Source organism: Sphingobium sp. B11D3A (genome assembly GCF_025961695.1).
Taxonomy (GTDB): domain Bacteria; phylum Pseudomonadota; class Alphaproteobacteria; order Sphingomonadales; family Sphingomonadaceae; genus Sphingobium.
Map to the genome: position 1 here is coordinate 1 of NZ_JAOQOE010000001.1, position 15,102 is coordinate 15,102.

Genomic DNA, 15,102 nt, shown 5'->3' on the forward strand with positions numbered 1-15,102 from the left:
GCTCGCTTGGTGCTGCGGAATGCGGCGCCGGTCCTGCTTCCTTCAGTGCTCCTGCGCAGGCAGGAGCCTAGGGCCCAGCCGCAGTGCCCTTGCGCCCTGGGTTCCTGCCTCCGCAGGAACACGGCAAGGTTCAGCAACAACGCTAAGCCAGTGCTCCTGCGAAGGCAGGAGCCCAGGGCCCAGCCGCTCGACCATCGCGTCCTACTTCTGGCCGCCGCTACCCCGCAGCAGCCGGCACACGATTGATCCCACCACATTGCCACTGCGCCCCCACGACGGTACAGCGCTCCCTCGGGCAGATGAGGCGCCGGCGCGGGTCGGCTGGGTTAGGCTCGCACGGAAAGGGCAATATTCTCGATGACGCACGACCATGTCTTGATCGCCGGGGGCGGCATTGGCGGCCTCGTCCTGGCGCTCACGCTTCATCAGATCGGCGTGCCCTGCACGGTGTTCGAGAGCGTGCGCGAATTGAAGCCGCTCGGTGTGGGCATCAACATCCAGCCCAATGCCATTCGCGAACTGGAAGACCTCGGAATAAGCGAGGCGGATCTGGACGAGGTCGGCATTCCGGCGCGGGAATGGGCACTCGTTGGGCTGAATGGCCGCGAGATTTACTCCGAGCCGCGCGGCAAGGTCGCCGGCTATGACTGGCATCAATATGCTGTCCACCGGGGTGCCTTCCACCTGATGCTCTGCCGCAAGGTGGTCGAGCGGCTCGGCCCGGAGGCCCTGAAGCTCGGCCATAAGGTGACCGGCTATCGCAAGCGGGCGGAGGGTGGCGTCACCGCGCTGGTCGATCTCGCCGGCGGCGGCAAGGTCGAGGTCGATGGCACCCTGCTGTTCGGAGCCGATGGCATCCATTCCAGCGTCCGCGCGCAGATGCACCCGGATCAGCCGCCGATCCACTGGGGCGGCACGATCATGTGGCGCGGCACCGCGCGCGGCGTGCCGATCCGCACCGGCTCGTCCTTCGTGGGCCTTGGCACCAGCCGCCATCGGGTGGTGATCTACCCCATCTCGCATCCCGACGAGGAGGGGCTGGCCGATATCAATTGGATCGCCGAGAAGACCTATGACACCGATCATGACTGGCGCAAATCCGGCTGGTTCCGCCCGGTCGAACTCGCCGAGTTCGCGCATGAGTTCGACGGGTTCGTCTATGACTGGCTGAACCTGCCGGAGCTGCTGGCCAAGTCGGATGTCGCCTATGAGAACCCGATGATCGACCGCGATCCGCTGCCGACTTGGGTCGATGGTCCGGTCGCGCTGATGGGCGATGCCGCGCATCCCATGTATCCGACCGGCTCAAACGGCGCATCGCAGGCCATCGTCGATGCGCGGGTGATCGGCCGTGAATTGCTGGCGCATGGCGTGACGCCGGCCGCACTGCGCGCCTTTGACGAGAAGCTCTGCGGTCCCATCGGGCAGGTCGCCATGCGCAATCGCGGCTCCGGCCCCTTCGGGTTGCTGGAGCTGGTCGAGGAGCGCTGCGGCGGTGCGTTTGAGGACATTGAGGATGTGCTGCCCGCCGCCGAGCGCTCTGCCTTCATGCTGGCCTATCAGCAGGCGGCCGGCTTCGCACGCGATACGCTCAACGCCGCGCCGCCCACCATTGAGCCGGGCGCGCTGGTCGCAAAGGTCGCGGCATGACCCTGCCCGCACCGGGCCTCTCGCACGTCTGCGATTTCGAGATCCGGCTCGATCCTCCGCATGAGATGGGCATTACACCGGCTGGCACACGGCGGATCATCCCGGTGGTCGGCGGCACGGTGACAGGGCCGTTGCTCAATGGCACGCTGCTGAACGTCGGCGCAGACTGGCAAACCGTGCAACCCGGCGGCGTGGCGCAGCTCGATGCCCGCTATGCGATGGAAACGCACGACGGCGCGGTCATCGAGATCGTGGGCCTCGGCATCCGCCATGCCTCGCTCGAGGTCGCGGCCCGCATCGCGTCCGGCGAACAGGTGCCGCCGTCGGACTATTATATGCGCTCTTTCATTCGACTGGAAACTGGCCATGCGGGGTACGACTGGGTAAACCGCGCCCTGTTTGTCGCGACAGGCGGCAAGGTCGGCCAGACGGTGCGGCTTTCGGTTTATCGGATCGATTGAGCGGCGTCGGGATCGACGCCGTTCATAAGAGCGATCAGATGACCCGCATGGGCCCTTCCGGCCTCCTGCACCGCGATTTCGAGCTGCCGATAGGCCTCTAGGACCGCCCGGCCATGATCGGTGAGGCGCGATCCGCCGCCGCTCGCGCCGCCCTTGGCGGTTTCGACCAGCGGGGCGCCCCATCCTGTGTTGAGAATATCGACCATGTCGCGGGTGCGGCGATAGCTGGTTCCGATCGCCCGGCCTGCCGCCGCGATTGACCCTGTTCGCGCGATTTCCGCGAGCAACTGCGCCTTGCCCGGCCCGATGGCGATCACACCGTCGGCGATCACCTGCGCCTTGATCTTCAGCGTCGTTCCGCCGTCCTCACCCACGCCTTGCCGACCTCCTCTGCGCGCCTCTTGCGCATGCAGGACACTTGACACAGCGCCCCGCAGACGTCGATGTGCGCAATGTCATACATCGATCGAAGGGCGGACCTCATGACTCATCTGCTGCGCCGTTGTGCCGTGCTGCTCGGCCTGCTGGCGCTGGTCGCGTGCGGCCAGTCCGAGCCGGCGCCGCAGATCGCGGCTGCTGCCGACCTGCGCCTCGCGCTGACTGATGCGGCTGCGGCGTTCGAGAATGAGACCGGTGAGAAGGTCGTGCTCAACTTCGGTGCTTCGGGGAATCTCACGCGTCAATTACAGCAGGGCGCACCGTTCGAGCTCTTCCTCTCCGCCGATGAAAGCTATGTGACGCAGCTCGCCAAGGCCGGCAAAACCCGCGGCGAAGGTCGGCTCTATGCCATTGGGCGCCTGGCGCTGATCGCGCCCAAGGGCTCGCCGCTCAGGCTCGATTCCCAGCTTGCGGGTCTGCGTGAGGGGCTGGCGCGCGGGGACATCAGCCGCTTTGCCATCGCCAATCCCGAACATGCGCCTTATGGTCGCCGCGCGCAGGAGGCGCTGGATCATGCCGGCCTGTGGAAGCCGCTTCAGGATAAGCTCGTGCTGGGGGAAAATGTGTCGCAGGCGCTGCAGTTCGCCACGGAAGGCGGGGCGCAGGGCGGCATCGTCGCGCATTCGCTGGTGCTCGATCCTGCTGTGAAGGGCAGGGCGGCCTATGTGCTGATCCCCGCCAACTGGCACACACCGCTGCGCCAGCGCATGGTGCTGATGAAGACGGCGGGGCCAGTGGCCGAGCGCTTCTATGCTTATCTGGCCCAGCCTGCTGCCAAGGCGATCTTCGCCAAATACGGCTTCACCCTGCCGGCCGGAGCACTTTGACCGGCGATGGACTGGCAAGCGCTCAATCTCTCGCTCCTGCTCGGGGCGCTCACCGTCGCGATCCTGCTGCCGCTGGCGATGGTGCTCGGGCGCTGGCTGGCGCTGGCGCGCTTTCGCGGCCGGGCGGTGATCGAGGCGCTGGTGACGTTGCCGCTGGTGCTGCCGCCGACGGTGATCGGCTTTTACCTGCTTTCCGCCCTGGGGCCGCAAAGCTGGGCGGGGCGGGTATGGACGGCGCTGTTCGGCAGTGGGCTGGCCTTCAGCTTCGAGGCGATTCTGCTCGCATCGGTGCTGGTCAATCTCCCCTTTGCCGTGCAGCCGGTGCAGCGGGCGTTCGAGAGCATCGATGCCGATCTGCGCGATGCCGCGGCGACCTGCGGCCATTCGCTCTGGCGCAGCCTCTGGCGGATCGAACTGCCGTTGGCCTGGCCGGGCATTCTCACCGGGGCCGTGCTGACCTTCGCTCATACGCTGGGCGAGTTCGGCGTGGTGCTGATGGTCGGCGGATCGATCCCCGGCAAGACGCGTACGCTGGCGCTCTCGCTCTATGATCGCGTCCAGGCGTTCGACATGGCGTCTGCCAATCAGATGGCGCTGCTGCTGATGGCGGTCTCGCTGGTGGCGGTCAGTCTTGTCTTTCTGCTGGGGCGCCGACATGGCTGAGGCGAGCGGCGAGGGCGTGACCCTGCATCTGCGCCATCATGCGCCCATCGCGCTGGACGTGGAGCTCACTCTGGCGCGTGGACAGACCTTGGCACTCGTCGGTCCCTCGGGTGCGGGAAAAACCTCCATTCTACGCGCGATTGCGGGGTTGTTGGCACCCGCCAGCGGGCGGATCAGCGTCAACGGCCAGTGCTGGCTGGACACGCAGGCCGGCGTGCAGATGGGCGCGCGGGACCGACATGTCGGCTTCGTGTTCCAATCCTACGCGCTGTTCCCGCACATGAGCGCGCGGCAGAATGTGATGGAAGCGTTGCTCGATATCCCCGCGACGCAGCGGCAGGGGCGGGCGGATGCGCTGCTGGCGCAGGTCCATCTCGAAGGGCTTGAGGACCGGCGCCCCCGTGAACTCTCCGGCGGACAGCAACAGCGTGTCGCGCTGGCCCGGGCGCTCGCGCGCGATCCGCAGGTGCTGCTGCTCGATGAGCCTTTCTCCGCCGTGGATCACCCGACCCGCCGGGCGCTCCATCGCCTGCTGGTCGAATTGCGCGCCCGCTCGGACATTCCCATCATTCTCGTGTCCCATGATGTGCGCGATGCCGCCGATGCCGCCGACGAGGTCGCGCTGGTGCTGGATGGCCGGATCGTGGAGCAGGGCGATCCGCATAGCCTCATGAGCGATCCGCAGAGCCGGTTGTCGCGCTGGCTTGCCGGCTAAGCTTGGCTGGCTACCTCCGGAAAGCCCGCCACCAGCGCATCCAGCCCCGGCTCAAAGCTCCCTTCAAAGTCCAATATGCGATCGAGGAAACTGTGCATCGGCCCGTTCGCCTCGAAGGCCGACCATCCCAGCACGAAGGAAATGACTGCGGCCTGCCGGGCAAGGGCATGCTGCTGTGGCAGGCCCAGCGCCAATAGCGGCGCGGCGATGCGGTGCGCGTGGACCGCTGGATCGGCCTCCGCCGGCGGGCGAGACACTGCACAGAGCAGCGCGCCATCGCGATGGGCAAGGAAACTGCGCCGCAGCGCCCGCCCGAACTGCCGCAGCCAGTCGCGCCAATCCTCGGCGTGGGTAACGTCCGCATAAGCCCGGCCATGAATGCGGCGGGCCATCAGACCCAGCAACTCTGCCTTGTCCTTGACGTGCCAATAGATCGCCGGGGCTTGCACATTGAGGCGCGCGGCCAGCTTGCGCATGCTCAGCGCATCCAGCCCGTCCGCCTCCAATTGCGCGAATGCCGCCTGCAGCAAGCGCTCGATATCCAACGGGATGGAGATGGTGGAAGCCATAGAGGATCATTGACTCCTTAACACCGTTAAGTCAATTTGCGTGCAGTGGTTGAAACTGGAGAGGCGCCTGTCATGGCCTATGTTCGCAATGCCTGGTATGTCGCGGGATGGTCGCATGAACTGGAGGCGGAGAAGCCCTTCGCCATCTCGATCCTCGGCGAGCGGATCGTCCTCTGGCGCACGGCGTCCGGCGCGCTCCACGCATTGGAAGATCGCTGCGTCCACCGCCTCGCGCCGCTTTCGCTGGGCCGCTGTGAAGGCGAGCGGCTACGCTGCATGTATCATGGCCTGCTGTTCGATGCAGACGGGCAGGTCGTCGAGATCCCCGGCCAAGCGCAGATCCCGCCGCAGGCCCGCGTGCGCCGCTATGCCGTGGTGGATCGCCACAGCTGGCTGTGGGTCTGGATGGGCGATGTCGACGCGGCCGATGAGCGCCTGATTCCGCCCGCCGTGGGGCTGGACCACCCCGATTACATTCTCGGCCATGGCCACCTCGATTATGCGGCGGAAGCGCGGCTCATCAACGACAATCTGCTCGATTTCAGCCATTTGACCTTCGTCCATGCCGAGAGCTTCGGTTCCGGGCCGCAATTTGCCGAGACGCCGGCGCGGATCACGCCGCTTGAGCGGGGCATCCGCTATGAGCGCTGGACGGAGAACGCCATCGGATCGGCCTCGCGCCGCAGCCCAGAACCGATGGACAGCTTCATGAGCTATGATTTCCTCATTCCTGGCATCCTGCTGATGACCGGCGGTGTCTTCCCGCTCGGTACCGCCAAGGCTTGCGACTATGGCCAGCCGGATCTCTCTCAGGCGGTGAGCGGCGTCACCTTCACCAGCCAGGCGGTGACGCCGATGCGCGACAAGAGCGCGCGCTATTTCTTCTCCTGGGGGCCGCATCGCAGCCATGGTGACGAGGCGCTGCGCGACGTTTTGATGCGCATGGCCGATCAGGCCTTCGCCGAGGACAAGGTGATGATCGAGGCCCAGCAGCGCGTGATCGACGATACGCCAGAGGTGCAGGTGATGCCCACCGTGCACGATCGCGGCGTGACCCTGTTTAATCGTCTGGTCGTGAAGCTGGCGCGGCAGGAGAGCGGTTCGGAGTTGGCAGCTGCCTGACCCGGCAGCGCCTCACACGTTCTCGCGCCGTTTCTCCAGACCTGGTGCCCGTCCGGTCATCCGCTTGTAGAAGCGCGAGAAATAAGATGGGTCGTCAAAACCAAGCTCCGCCGCCACCTCGCTGCAGCCCGCATTGGTGAAGCGCAGCAACCGCCGCGCCTCGAACAGCAGCCGGCGGTTGATGATCTGCAGAGGCGTCATGCCGAAGCTGACCTGTGTCTGGCGCGAGAGCGTGCGGACCGTGCAATGCAGCCGCTGCGCATAATGCTCGATCGGTCGATGCTCGCGATAAGTCGCCTCGACCATCACGCGAAACCGCTCGGCCAGGGTAGACCGCGCGGCATCTAGCGGCGCGCCTGCAGCAAGGGTTGTGCGTAGCCAGGCTTCGGCAAGCGCATGATGCAGACGCTGGCCATTGGGTGCGAACCGGTCCTGCTCGGCCTCGACCAGCGCGGTGCCCAGCGCCTCCAGACGCGCGGTCAGCGCTGCGTCCGGTCGCAGGATAGCCGGCGTCCGGAGATGTTGCCCCAGCGCGTCCTGCCGTGTGAGACTGTCCACAAAATCCTGTGAAGCCGTCACGACAAATCCCTCGACATCGGGCGAGAAGCCGAAGCCATGCACAATTCCGCTCGGCGCGCAGACCAGCAAAGGACCGACCTCCCGCCGATCCTCACCCGCAAGATGCAGCCGCACCTCACCCCGCGCCACAAACAGCATCTGCGTGAGCGAAGCATGGATATGAGGCGCGATTTCCCAGTCATAGCGCCGGCTGCGCACAGCAATCGTCTCGGCGTGGAAAAAGTCCTCGCGCCGTGGCGCCTTGTCCTCGCCATAGAGATCGTAAGCTGGGACGATCGCTTCGCGGGAATGGCGTTGGGGATGGGGGAGGGCAGTCATGTCCGGAAAATACCAGAGCTTGTCGCAACTGTCCCTTCCCAAATGCGCGCGGCCATGCGGATATGAGGCCAAGAGTCTGCGAGGAGGATGGAATGACAAAGGTGTGCATCATTGGCGCTGGGCCCGCGGGTCTGCTGCTAGGGCATCTGCTGCGGGCTGAGGGCATCGACTGTATCGTGCTGGAGCGCCAGACGCCCGATTATGTGCTCGGCCGCATCCGTGCCGGCGTGCTGGAGCGCGTCACCGTCGAGCTGATGGAACGCCTTGGCCTTGATGCGCGGCTCAAGGCCGAGGGCCTTGTGCACGATGGCTTCAACCTGGCCGATGGCGAGCGGCTGATTCGCATCGATATCGCCAGGCTCACCGGCGGCCATGTCGTCGTCTATGGCCAGACCGAACTGACCAAGGATCTCATGGATGCCTGTGACGAGCGCGGGCTGGAGGTCGTCTATGGTGCTGCCGATGTCGCCCTGCACGAGATCGAGAGCGACACGCCCTATGTCACCTACAGCAAGGATGGGCGCGAACACCGCGTGGATGCGCGCATCATCGTCGGTTGCGATGGCTATCATGGCCCCAGCCGTCAGGCGATCCCGGCCAGCGCGGGCCAGTCCTATGAGCGGGAATATCCCTTCGGCTGGCTCGGCATCCTCGCCGATGTGCCGCCCTGCAATCACGAGCTGATCTACGCCAATCACGAGCGTGGCTTCGCGCTGGCCTCCATGCGCAGCGAGACGCGCAGCCGCTATTATGTCGACGTGCCGCTGACCGAGAAGATCGAGGACTGGCCGGATGAGCGCGTGTGGGACGAACTGGCGATCCGCCTCGGGCCGGATGCCGCCGCGCACATCACCCGTGGCCCGGCGCTGGAGAAGTCCATCGCGCCGTTGCGCTCCTTCGTCTTCGCCCCGATGCGCCATGGCAGCCTGCTGCTCTGCGGCGACAGCGCCCATATCGTGCCGCCCACCGGCGCCAAGGGCCTCAACCTTGCCGCTAGCGACGTGCATTATGCTGCCGCGGCGCTCACCGCCTTCTTCAAGCGGGGCGATGCCGATGCCGTCGTCGGCTATTCGGACAAGGCCCTGGCCCGCGTCTGGAAGGCCGAGCGGTTCAGCTGGTCGCTGACGCGCCTCATGCACCGCTTCCCCGAAGACGGCCCCTTCGAGCGCGCCATGCAGGTTGCCGAACTGGACTATATCGCCGGCAGCGTCGCCGCGCAGACCAGCATCGCCGAGAATTATGTGGGGCTGCCGGTTTAATCGGTAACGGCATCGTTCATGGGGGAACCACGTGGCCGCATCAGCGCACGCTCCACCGCAATCATATTGTCAACTTAAACGTTAGACATTATACCGCGAGACGATCGGGACGTAGACCGAGCCGACTGATCTGCCCTGAGAACAGGAGTTTTGATCATGGATCATGTCACATCCACATTGTCGACCCCGCTGGTCCTCACCGTGCCGGGATTGGACGGCAGCGGCCCCGCCCATTGGCAGAGCATTTGGGAGCGTGAGAGCGACGATTGCGTCCGTGCCGACCTCGGCAATTGGGCGCGGCCCAACCGCACGCATTGGGTGAGCAAGCTCAATCTGGCGATCCGCAGCGCGGGCCGGCCGGTCATTCTGGCGGCGCACAGTCTGGGGTGCCACGCCGTCGCTGCCTGGGCTGCGATGGAGCGGCCGGACTTTGGCTATCCGGTTGTGGGCGCGCTGCTCGTTGCGCCGCCCGAGCTGGATCTGGCGCCGCTGGATGAGCGGCTGGAGCCGTTCGCTCCGGCCTCGCGCGCTCCATTGCCTTTCCCCTCGATTTTGGTGGCGAGCCGCGACGATCCATACATCCAATACCACCGGGCAAGGCGTCTCGCCCAGTTCTGGGGCAGCCGTTTTGCCGATGCCGGCGCAGTCGGCCATATCAACGCGGCGTCTGGCCTCGGCAGCTGGGGATTTGGGCGCTTCCTCCTGGCCCGGCTCCACGGGGCAGGGCGCAAAGATAGGCACGGAACCGCCGCTTCGGTCTGGCCGATGGAAAGCGCGAGCGTTGACCTGTCGGCCTGATCCTGCTCGAAGGCCCAACTCCTGAGGCTAAAGCTCCACGCAGCCGCCATCTACATAAAGGTCGATGCCGGTGATGAAGCTGGCTTCGTCCGAGGCGAGGAACAGCACCGGGCGCGCAATTTCCTCCGGCGTGCCCATGCGCTTCATCGGGATGGCGTCGGTCATCATCGCGCGCATGCCCGCCACGGCCTCGGGTGGCAGGCCGGACCGGTTGATGATCGGCGTTTCGGTGGGGCCCGGGCTGACCATGTTGACGCGAATGCCCCGCCCGATCAGCTCAGCAGCGAGCGTACGCGCGACCGCGCGCAGCCCTGCCTTCGCCGCCGCATACATGGCGTTGCCGGGCACTGCTGCAACCGACCCGATCGAGCCGGTGATGACGATGGCGCCGCCCGGTGTCTGCCCCATCAGTGGCAGGGCCTTCTGAACGGCAAAGAAGCAACCGCGCAGATTGACGTTGTGCACCTCGTCCCACTGCGCCGGCGTCACCTCTTCCACGGGAGCGAAGGCACCGATTCCGGCATTCACGAACAATATGTCGATCCGCCCATGCGCCGCGCGGATGGCATCAATCACGGCATCATTGCTGTCGATCTGCGCGATATCCGCCTGGAAGCCCTGCGCGCCGAGAATCGCCGCCACGGTCTCATCGATGGTCGCCTGCGACCGCCCAGTGAGGAACACATGCGCACCCTCGGCAGCAAATCCTTGCGCGGCGGCACGCCCGATCCCGCTGTTGCCGCCAATGACGAGCACAACCTTGTCCTGAAACCGCATCGCTCTCTCCCGTTGATTTTGTCCGGAGCCTAAACGGATGAGGGCGAAAGGCAAATGACGGATTTGAGGCTATCCCTTAGCGAGCACTGACCGCCTTCATTCGACGACCTTCAGCACCCGCATCCCCTTCGTCCGGCTGGTGAGGTGATATTGGCGGCAGAGGGCGCAGCGATAGGGGCGGAGCGTAATCGCTGCGCGGAGCGCCACCGCGCGGGCGTCCGCTTCGGTCGCATAGCGCTGCTTTTTCGCGCAAATCCCGGCTCTTGTTCGCATTCGTCTCTCGTTCCGGGTGGCTTGCAGGCTGATGGCTACCCGACGCAATTGCCAGCGCCCAACTTCCCATGCAGTTTGGCGCGGATGAGCGAGAATCACCAGCCTGCCGCCACCAGCCTTCCCGTCAGCCAGCGCGCGCCCAACACGCTGCCCTGGTGGCAGGGCGCGACGATCTACCAGATCTATCCCCGCAGCTTCGCCGATTCCAATGATGACGGCGTCGGTGATCTACCGGGGATCACCGCGCGTCTGGATCATGTCGCCAGCCTGGGCGTGGACGCGATCTGGCTCTCGCCCTTCTTCACCTCGCCGATGCGGGACTTCGGGTATGACGTCGCCGATTATTGCGATGTCGACCCGATCTTCGGCACGCTCGCCGATTTTGACGCCCTGCTGGCCCGCGCCCATGAACTGGGACTGCGGGTGATCATCGATCAGGTCTTTGCTCATACCTCCGATCGGCACCCCTGGTTCCAGGCCAGCCGATCCGATCGGCAGGGCGACCATGCCGGGTGGTACGTCTGGGCTGATCCCAAGCCGGACGGTGCGCCGCCATCGAACTGGCAGAGCGTGTTCGGCGGCCCTGCCTGGACCTGGGATGCGCGGCGACGGCAATATTATTTCCACAACTTCCTGCGCGAGCAGCCGCAGCTCAACGGGCATCATCCGCAAGTGCAGCAGGCCTTGCTCGACGTTTCGCGCTTCTGGCTGGACCGCGGCGTCGATGGCTTCCGGCTCGATGCGCTCAACTTCCTGATGCACGATCCGCGCCTGCGCCCCAATCCGCCGCACCCGAACCAGGCCGGGCAGCGCACGCGGCCGTTCGACTATCAGCAGCGGCGCTACAATCAGGGGCACCGCCATATTCCGCGCTTCATCGAGCGGGTGCGCGCGCTGATTGACAGCTATGATGACCGGTTCACGGTCGCCGAGATCGGTGGGGACGAGGCCCTGCGCGAGATGAAGCTCTACACCAGCGGCGAGAACCGGCTGAACACCAGCTACGGCTTCGATTTTCTCTATGCCGACGCGCTAACCCCGCGCGTGGTGGCGGATGCGATCGGCCAGTGGCCGGACCGTGCCGGCATGGGCTGGCCGAGTTGGGCATTCGAGAACCATGATGCGCCCCGCGCCGTCACCCGCTGGCTACCGGACGAAGCAGGCGCCGAGACGCGGGCGCGGTTCGCGGCGATGAAGCTGCTGCTGCTCACTTGCCTGCGCGGCAATATCTTCCTCTATCAGGGCGAGGAACTGGGGCTGACGCAGGTGGATGTGCCGTTCGAGGATTTGCAGGATCCCGAGGCCATCGCCAACTGGCCGCTGACCCTCAGCCGCGACGGCGCTCGAACGCCGATGCCGTGGAAGGGTGACGCGCCTCATGCCGGCTTTTCGAGCGGGAAACCGTGGCTGCCGGTGGGGGCTGACCATCCGGCCCTGGCTGTCGACAAGCAGGAGGCAGAGCAGGGATCGTTGCTCCATCTCACCCGCGCGCTGTTCGCCTTCCGCAAGGGGCAGCCCGCTTTGCGTTGGGGCGCCATCCGCTTTCTGCAGGTCGATGAGCAGGTGCTGCTGTTCGAGCGGCGCTTTGGCGAGCAGCGCCGGCTTTGCCTGTTCAATCTGGGGGCTGAGCCTGCGCCTTGGCCCAAGCGGCTCGGTCGGGCGGCGCCATTGATGCAGGTCGGCGGCGCAGGACAGGGCGATCTGCCGGGCTATTCGGGCTGCGTTCTGGAGCCCTGATAAGGCGCGGGCGCTTCGTTCTGGTTTGGGAGAGATCGCTTGTCCGTCAGCCGGGGCAATCCGGTATCGCTGCAGCACGAAAACGGCCGGGAAGGCCGGGCTGACGGACAAGGCCAGCGCTCTCATGCATGAATAAGCTTAACCGGAGCCTAACGGGAACTCTGGCGACCCAAAAATGTACGAAAAGGGGTATTAATCCGCAGAGATGGGGTGGCGACGCGGCTTTCACGCCTTGCCGGAGACCATGCCGGTGTGATCGGGCATCGCCAGCGCAGCAGCGACGCCCGGCCGGGCCTTCATCCGCGCCATCCAGGCCATGGCCAATGGGGTGCGGGTCTCGTTCCATAGCTCCGGATAGCTGCGCGGCATGGAGACGGCCATGGCGAAGACGGCAATGTCCGCCAGCGTGAACATGCCGCCGACCAGCCAGTCATGGCCCGCGAGCGCGCCTTCCACCCGGTCGGTCACGTCCTCCAGATTGGCGCGCCAGCCCTCAAGCTCCCGCTCGGAGAAGCCGCCCTTGGCCGCCAGCTCCCATTTATCCCGCTTTTCCTTGAGCGGGATGCGCTTGAGTCGCGCCTCGAACTCGCCCTCGGGCAGCGCCTTGGCCATGCCGGGGATCACCCGATGCCAGGCGAGGAAGGAGAGGGACGGGCGGAACACCTCATCGACATATTTGGTCCAGATGCGCATCTGCCCCTGCAGATAGGGATCGGCCGGCTTGAGCGGCGGGCCGTCGAAAGCGTCGTCGATATATTCGTTGATGACCGTCGATTCCGTCAGCACCCGGCCGTCGTGCACCAGCGTCGGCACCTGTCCGGCTGGGTTGATCGCGACATAGGCCGGCGCATGCTGCTCGAACTTCATCAGGTTGATGTAATGGCTGGTGAAGGGCACGCCTTTCTCATGAATGGCCTGCAAGACCTTCAGGCTGTTGGACGCCGGCTCGCCATGATAGAGGTCCACGGTCATTGGTTGTAAATCCCCATAATAAGAGTGGTAGCCACGAGGCGAGGAGAGGCATGAAGACAGTAGCAGGCACGATGGCCTTCATCAGCGGCGGTGCGAGCGGCATCGGCCTTGGCATGGCGCGCGCGCTGGCGGCGCAGGGCGCCAGGATCGCGGTGTGCGATGTGCGCGCCGATCATCTGGCGCAGGCGGCGCAGGTCGCGGCGGACGAGGGCTGGGCGGATCGCTTCCGCGCGCTCCAACTCGATGTGCGCGACCGGGACGCCTTTGCCGCCGCGCTGGACGAGGCCGAGGCCGCGCTCGGGCCGCTGCAGATTCTTGTCAACAATGCCGGCATCGGCATCCAGGGCCCGGTCGATGAAGCGACCTATGCGGATTGGGACTGGGCCATCGGCGTCAATCTGATGGGCGTGGTCAACGGCCTCGTTTCGGGTCTGCCGCGCATCAAGGCGCATGGGCTGGGCGGGCATGTCGTCAACACCGCCTCGCAGGGCGCCATCATGCAGGCGCGCGCCACGCGCGGCGTCTATGCGCCAACCAAGGCGGCGGTCATTTCCATGACCGAGCATCTCAAGCTGGAGCTGGATGCCAAGGGCAGCAGCATGGGGGGCAGCAGCATGGGAGGCGGCGCGATCGGCGCCACGGTGGTGTGCCCCGGCCCGGTGCGCACCAATATCGAGGAGACCGAGCAGCACCGCCCGGCGGAGTTTCAGGTGGATACACCCTTCCGCCACCGGGACGAGACACCGCCACCCGGCGCCTTGCCGCCGACGGCGCCGGGTTTCTGGCTCGACCCGCTGACCGTTGGGGAGATGACCGTGGACGCGATCCTCACCGGCAAGCTCTATGTCATCACCCACCCGGCCTTCATCGGCTCGGTGAAGGCCCGTCATGCGGGCATCGAGGCGGCGATGGCGGAGGATTATCTGCCGCGCTGAACCTCCGGCGCGCGCCGAGGCGCCAAGCCGGCTGTTACCAGGCATGACGCCAGTCAGTGCGCGGTTGAGGTCCAGACCGGCGCTCAGTGCGCCGCCTCGGCCTGACGCCGGCGGAACTCGTAGGTGTCGCCTTCCTCGCCGCTCTCATTGAGCGTCGCGCGGCGCATGTCGCGGCGATACTGGTCGGTTTCCAGCGGCGTCGCGGCGTGCAGGGCATAGCGATTGTCCCAGATCACGATGTCGCCGACCGTCCACTGATGGCGGTGGATATATTTGGGCTGGGTCACATGGGCGTACAGCTCTTCCACGAAGGCGTGGCCCTCATCGTCGCTCATGCCGACCACGCCCACGCAATGCCCGCCGACGAACAGTGCCTTGCGCCCGAGCGGCGCCTCACGCACCAGCGGATGATGCACCGGTGGCATCGGCATCGCGGCCTTCATTTCCTCGGTGACCTCAAGCCCGGCATATTGGCGGCCGCGCCAGAAATCGTGGATGCCGGTCATGCCATCCACCTTGTCCTTCATCGCCTGCGGCAGATCGTCATAGGCCGCGCGCAGATCGAGGAACAGCGTGTCGCCGCCGACCTCCGAAGGAGGACACTCAACGCCGCGCAGCATCGACCATTTGGAGGGCAGGGGGTTGAACGAGCTGTCCGCATGAAAGCGCTCGGCGCCCTTGGCGATGTTCGCATTGGCCGGGGTCAGCGGCTTGATATTGCCATCAGGATCGAGATTGCCGGCCGAGAACAGCTCCGGCGCGATCCGGCCCGCCGGGCGCTTGCCATAATTGGGGGGATATTCCAGCGGCCCGAACAGCCGGGCGAAGCGGATATGCTCCTCATCCGTGATCGGTCCCTGCCGCACAACGCAGACGATGTGCTTGTCCATCGCATCCTGCACCGCTTGGCGCAGATCCTCGGTCGGCTCGGCCTTGAGGTCCGCCCCGACGATCTCGCCGAAGAACAGGGGATGAAGCTGATTGACGGTGATCATGGGCGTCCTCTCTC

General features: G+C 65.7%; 17 protein-coding genes. 10 read left to right on the top strand and 7 right to left on the bottom strand.

Annotated elements, in window-relative coordinates; translation table 11 throughout:
- Nucleotides 1-357: 357 nt before the first annotated feature.
- Entirely contained in the window at nt 358-1,650 is a 1,293-nt protein-coding gene (locus tag M2332_RS00005; RefSeq protein ID WP_264572456.1) for a flavin-dependent oxidoreductase, read from the top strand.
- On the top strand, nt 1,647-2,111 hold the full coding sequence (locus M2332_RS00010) for a DUF3237 domain-containing protein (RefSeq protein WP_264572457.1): 465 nt from the start codon (nt 1,647-1,649) through the stop codon (nt 2,109-2,111). Before M2332_RS00005 ends, M2332_RS00010 begins: the two co-directional genes overlap by 4 nt.
- Here the strand turns inward: M2332_RS00010 and M2332_RS00015 are convergent.
- Nucleotides 2,096-2,485 (bottom strand): winged helix-turn-helix domain-containing protein, encoded by a 390-nt coding sequence (locus tag M2332_RS00015; RefSeq protein ID WP_264572458.1) that lies wholly within the window; start codon nt 2,483-2,485, stop codon nt 2,096-2,098. The genes M2332_RS00010 and M2332_RS00015 overlap by 16 nt on opposite strands.
- 108 nt (nt 2,486-2,593) lie before the next feature.
- On the opposite strand from M2332_RS00015, the gene modA reads away from it, so the two are divergent.
- From modA to M2332_RS00030, 3 genes are read left to right on the top strand one after another with little or no spacing between them, the layout of a single operon-like run.
- Nucleotides 2,594-3,376, top strand: coding sequence for a molybdate ABC transporter substrate-binding protein (gene modA, locus M2332_RS00020; RefSeq protein WP_264572459.1), 783 nt, complete (start codon nt 2,594-2,596; stop codon nt 3,374-3,376).
- 6 nt (nt 3,377-3,382) lie between these two features.
- Entirely contained in the window at nt 3,383-4,039 is a 657-nt protein-coding gene (modB, locus tag M2332_RS00025; RefSeq protein WP_264572460.1) for a molybdate ABC transporter permease subunit, read from the top strand.
- A complete protein-coding gene (locus tag M2332_RS00030) occupies nt 4,032-4,754 on the top strand; it encodes an ABC transporter ATP-binding protein (RefSeq protein WP_264572461.1) in 723 nt (240 codons plus the stop codon). The genes modB and M2332_RS00030 overlap by 8 nt, the downstream gene beginning before the upstream one ends.
- Here M2332_RS00030 and M2332_RS00035 read toward each other — a convergent pair.
- Nucleotides 4,751-5,323 carry a TetR family transcriptional regulator gene (locus M2332_RS00035; protein WP_264572462.1) on the bottom strand — a complete coding sequence of 191 codons (573 nt, stop codon included), beginning with the start codon at nt 5,321-5,323 and terminating at the stop codon, nt 4,751-4,753. The two genes, M2332_RS00030 and M2332_RS00035, sit on opposite strands and share 4 nt — an antisense overlap.
- A 72-nt stretch (nt 5,324-5,395) precedes the next feature.
- On the opposite strand from M2332_RS00035, the gene M2332_RS00040 reads away from it, so the two are divergent.
- The gene (locus tag M2332_RS00040) at nt 5,396-6,445 is read left to right on the top strand and encodes an aromatic ring-hydroxylating dioxygenase subunit alpha (protein ID WP_264572463.1); all 1,050 of its coding nucleotides are present in this window, start codon (nt 5,396-5,398) and stop codon (nt 6,443-6,445) included.
- 12 nt (nt 6,446-6,457) lie between these two features.
- Here the strand turns inward: M2332_RS00040 and M2332_RS00045 are convergent, their stop codons facing one another.
- Nucleotides 6,458-7,342 (bottom strand): helix-turn-helix domain-containing protein, encoded by an 885-nt coding sequence (locus M2332_RS00045; RefSeq protein WP_264572464.1) that lies wholly within the window; start codon nt 7,340-7,342, stop codon nt 6,458-6,460.
- A gap of 92 nt (nt 7,343-7,434) precedes the next feature.
- Here M2332_RS00045 and pobA point away from each other — a divergent pair, with 92 nt between their 5' ends.
- A complete protein-coding gene (gene pobA / locus M2332_RS00050; protein ID WP_264572465.1) occupies nt 7,435-8,601 on the top strand; it encodes a 4-hydroxybenzoate 3-monooxygenase in 1,167 nt (388 codons plus the stop codon).
- 156 nt (nt 8,602-8,757) lie between these two features.
- Entirely contained in the window at nt 8,758-9,399 is a 642-nt protein-coding gene (locus M2332_RS00055; RefSeq protein ID WP_264572466.1) for an RBBP9/YdeN family alpha/beta hydrolase, read from the top strand.
- A 27-nt stretch (nt 9,400-9,426) separates the two neighbouring features.
- Here M2332_RS00055 and M2332_RS00060 read toward each other — a convergent pair whose 3' ends face one another.
- On the bottom strand, nt 9,427-10,176 hold the full coding sequence (locus M2332_RS00060; RefSeq protein WP_264572467.1) for an SDR family NAD(P)-dependent oxidoreductase: 750 nt from the start codon (nt 10,174-10,176) through the stop codon (nt 9,427-9,429).
- A gap of 96 nt (nt 10,177-10,272) precedes the next feature.
- Nucleotides 10,273-10,449, bottom strand: coding sequence for a hypothetical protein (locus M2332_RS00065; protein ID WP_264572468.1), 177 nt, complete (start codon nt 10,447-10,449; stop codon nt 10,273-10,275).
- An 84-nt stretch (nt 10,450-10,533) separates the two neighbouring features.
- Here M2332_RS00065 and M2332_RS00070 point away from each other — a divergent pair, with 84 nt between their 5' ends.
- The gene (locus tag M2332_RS00070) at nt 10,534-12,186 is read left to right on the top strand and encodes an alpha-glucosidase family protein (protein ID WP_264572469.1); all 1,653 of its coding nucleotides are present in this window, start codon (nt 10,534-10,536) and stop codon (nt 12,184-12,186) included.
- A gap of 225 nt (nt 12,187-12,411) precedes the next feature.
- On the opposite strand, the gene M2332_RS00075 is transcribed toward M2332_RS00070, so the two are convergent.
- Complete coding sequence (locus M2332_RS00075; RefSeq protein WP_264572470.1) at nt 12,412-13,158, bottom strand: glutathione S-transferase family protein; 747 nt, start codon at nt 13,156-13,158, stop codon at nt 12,412-12,414.
- Between the two features lie 50 nt (nt 13,159-13,208).
- On the opposite strand from M2332_RS00075, the gene M2332_RS00080 reads away from it, so the two are divergent.
- Complete coding sequence (locus M2332_RS00080) at nt 13,209-14,093, top strand: SDR family NAD(P)-dependent oxidoreductase (RefSeq protein ID WP_264572471.1); 885 nt, start codon at nt 13,209-13,211, stop codon at nt 14,091-14,093.
- 83 nt (nt 14,094-14,176) lie between these two features.
- On the opposite strand, the gene M2332_RS00085 is transcribed toward M2332_RS00080, so the two are convergent.
- Complete coding sequence (locus tag M2332_RS00085; protein ID WP_264572472.1) at nt 14,177-15,088, bottom strand: TauD/TfdA dioxygenase family protein; 912 nt, start codon at nt 15,086-15,088, stop codon at nt 14,177-14,179.
- Between the last annotated feature and the right edge of the window lie 14 nt (nt 15,089-15,102).

Bases quoted from the DNA above. Each gene is read 5' to 3' on its own strand.
- M2332_RS00060 (WP_264572467.1), bottom strand. From the start codon at position 10,176: ATGCGGTTTCAGGACAAGGTTGTGCTCGTCATTGGCGGCAACAGCGGG.
- M2332_RS00075 (WP_264572470.1), bottom strand. From the start codon at position 13,158: ATGACCGTGGACCTCTATCATGGCGAGCCGGCGTCCAACAGCCTGAAG.
- M2332_RS00065 (WP_264572468.1), bottom strand. From the start codon at position 10,449: ATGCGAACAAGAGCCGGGATTTGCGCGAAAAAGCAGCGCTATGCGACC.
- M2332_RS00010 (WP_264572457.1), top strand. From the start codon at position 1,647: ATGACCCTGCCCGCACCGGGCCTCTCGCACGTCTGCGATTTCGAGATC.
- M2332_RS00070 (WP_264572469.1), top strand. From the start codon at position 10,534: ATGAGCGAGAATCACCAGCCTGCCGCCACCAGCCTTCCCGTCAGCCAG.
- modB (WP_264572460.1), top strand. From the start codon at position 3,383: ATGGACTGGCAAGCGCTCAATCTCTCGCTCCTGCTCGGGGCGCTCACC.
- M2332_RS00040 (WP_264572463.1), top strand. From the start codon at position 5,396: ATGGCCTATGTTCGCAATGCCTGGTATGTCGCGGGATGGTCGCATGAA.
- M2332_RS00080 (WP_264572471.1), top strand. From the start codon at position 13,209: ATGAAGACAGTAGCAGGCACGATGGCCTTCATCAGCGGCGGTGCGAGC.
- M2332_RS00005 (WP_264572456.1), top strand. From the start codon at position 358: ATGACGCACGACCATGTCTTGATCGCCGGGGGCGGCATTGGCGGCCTC.
- M2332_RS00035 (WP_264572462.1), bottom strand. From the start codon at position 5,323: ATGGCTTCCACCATCTCCATCCCGTTGGATATCGAGCGCTTGCTGCAG.
- M2332_RS00085 (WP_264572472.1), bottom strand. From the start codon at position 15,088: ATGATCACCGTCAATCAGCTTCATCCCCTGTTCTTCGGCGAGATCGTC.
- M2332_RS00045 (WP_264572464.1), bottom strand. From the start codon at position 7,342: ATGACTGCCCTCCCCCATCCCCAACGCCATTCCCGCGAAGCGATCGTC.
- M2332_RS00055 (WP_264572466.1), top strand. From the start codon at position 8,758: ATGGATCATGTCACATCCACATTGTCGACCCCGCTGGTCCTCACCGTG.
- pobA (WP_264572465.1), top strand. From the start codon at position 7,435: ATGACAAAGGTGTGCATCATTGGCGCTGGGCCCGCGGGTCTGCTGCTA.
- M2332_RS00030 (WP_264572461.1), top strand. From the start codon at position 4,032: ATGGCTGAGGCGAGCGGCGAGGGCGTGACCCTGCATCTGCGCCATCAT.
- modA (WP_264572459.1), top strand. From the start codon at position 2,594: ATGACTCATCTGCTGCGCCGTTGTGCCGTGCTGCTCGGCCTGCTGGCG.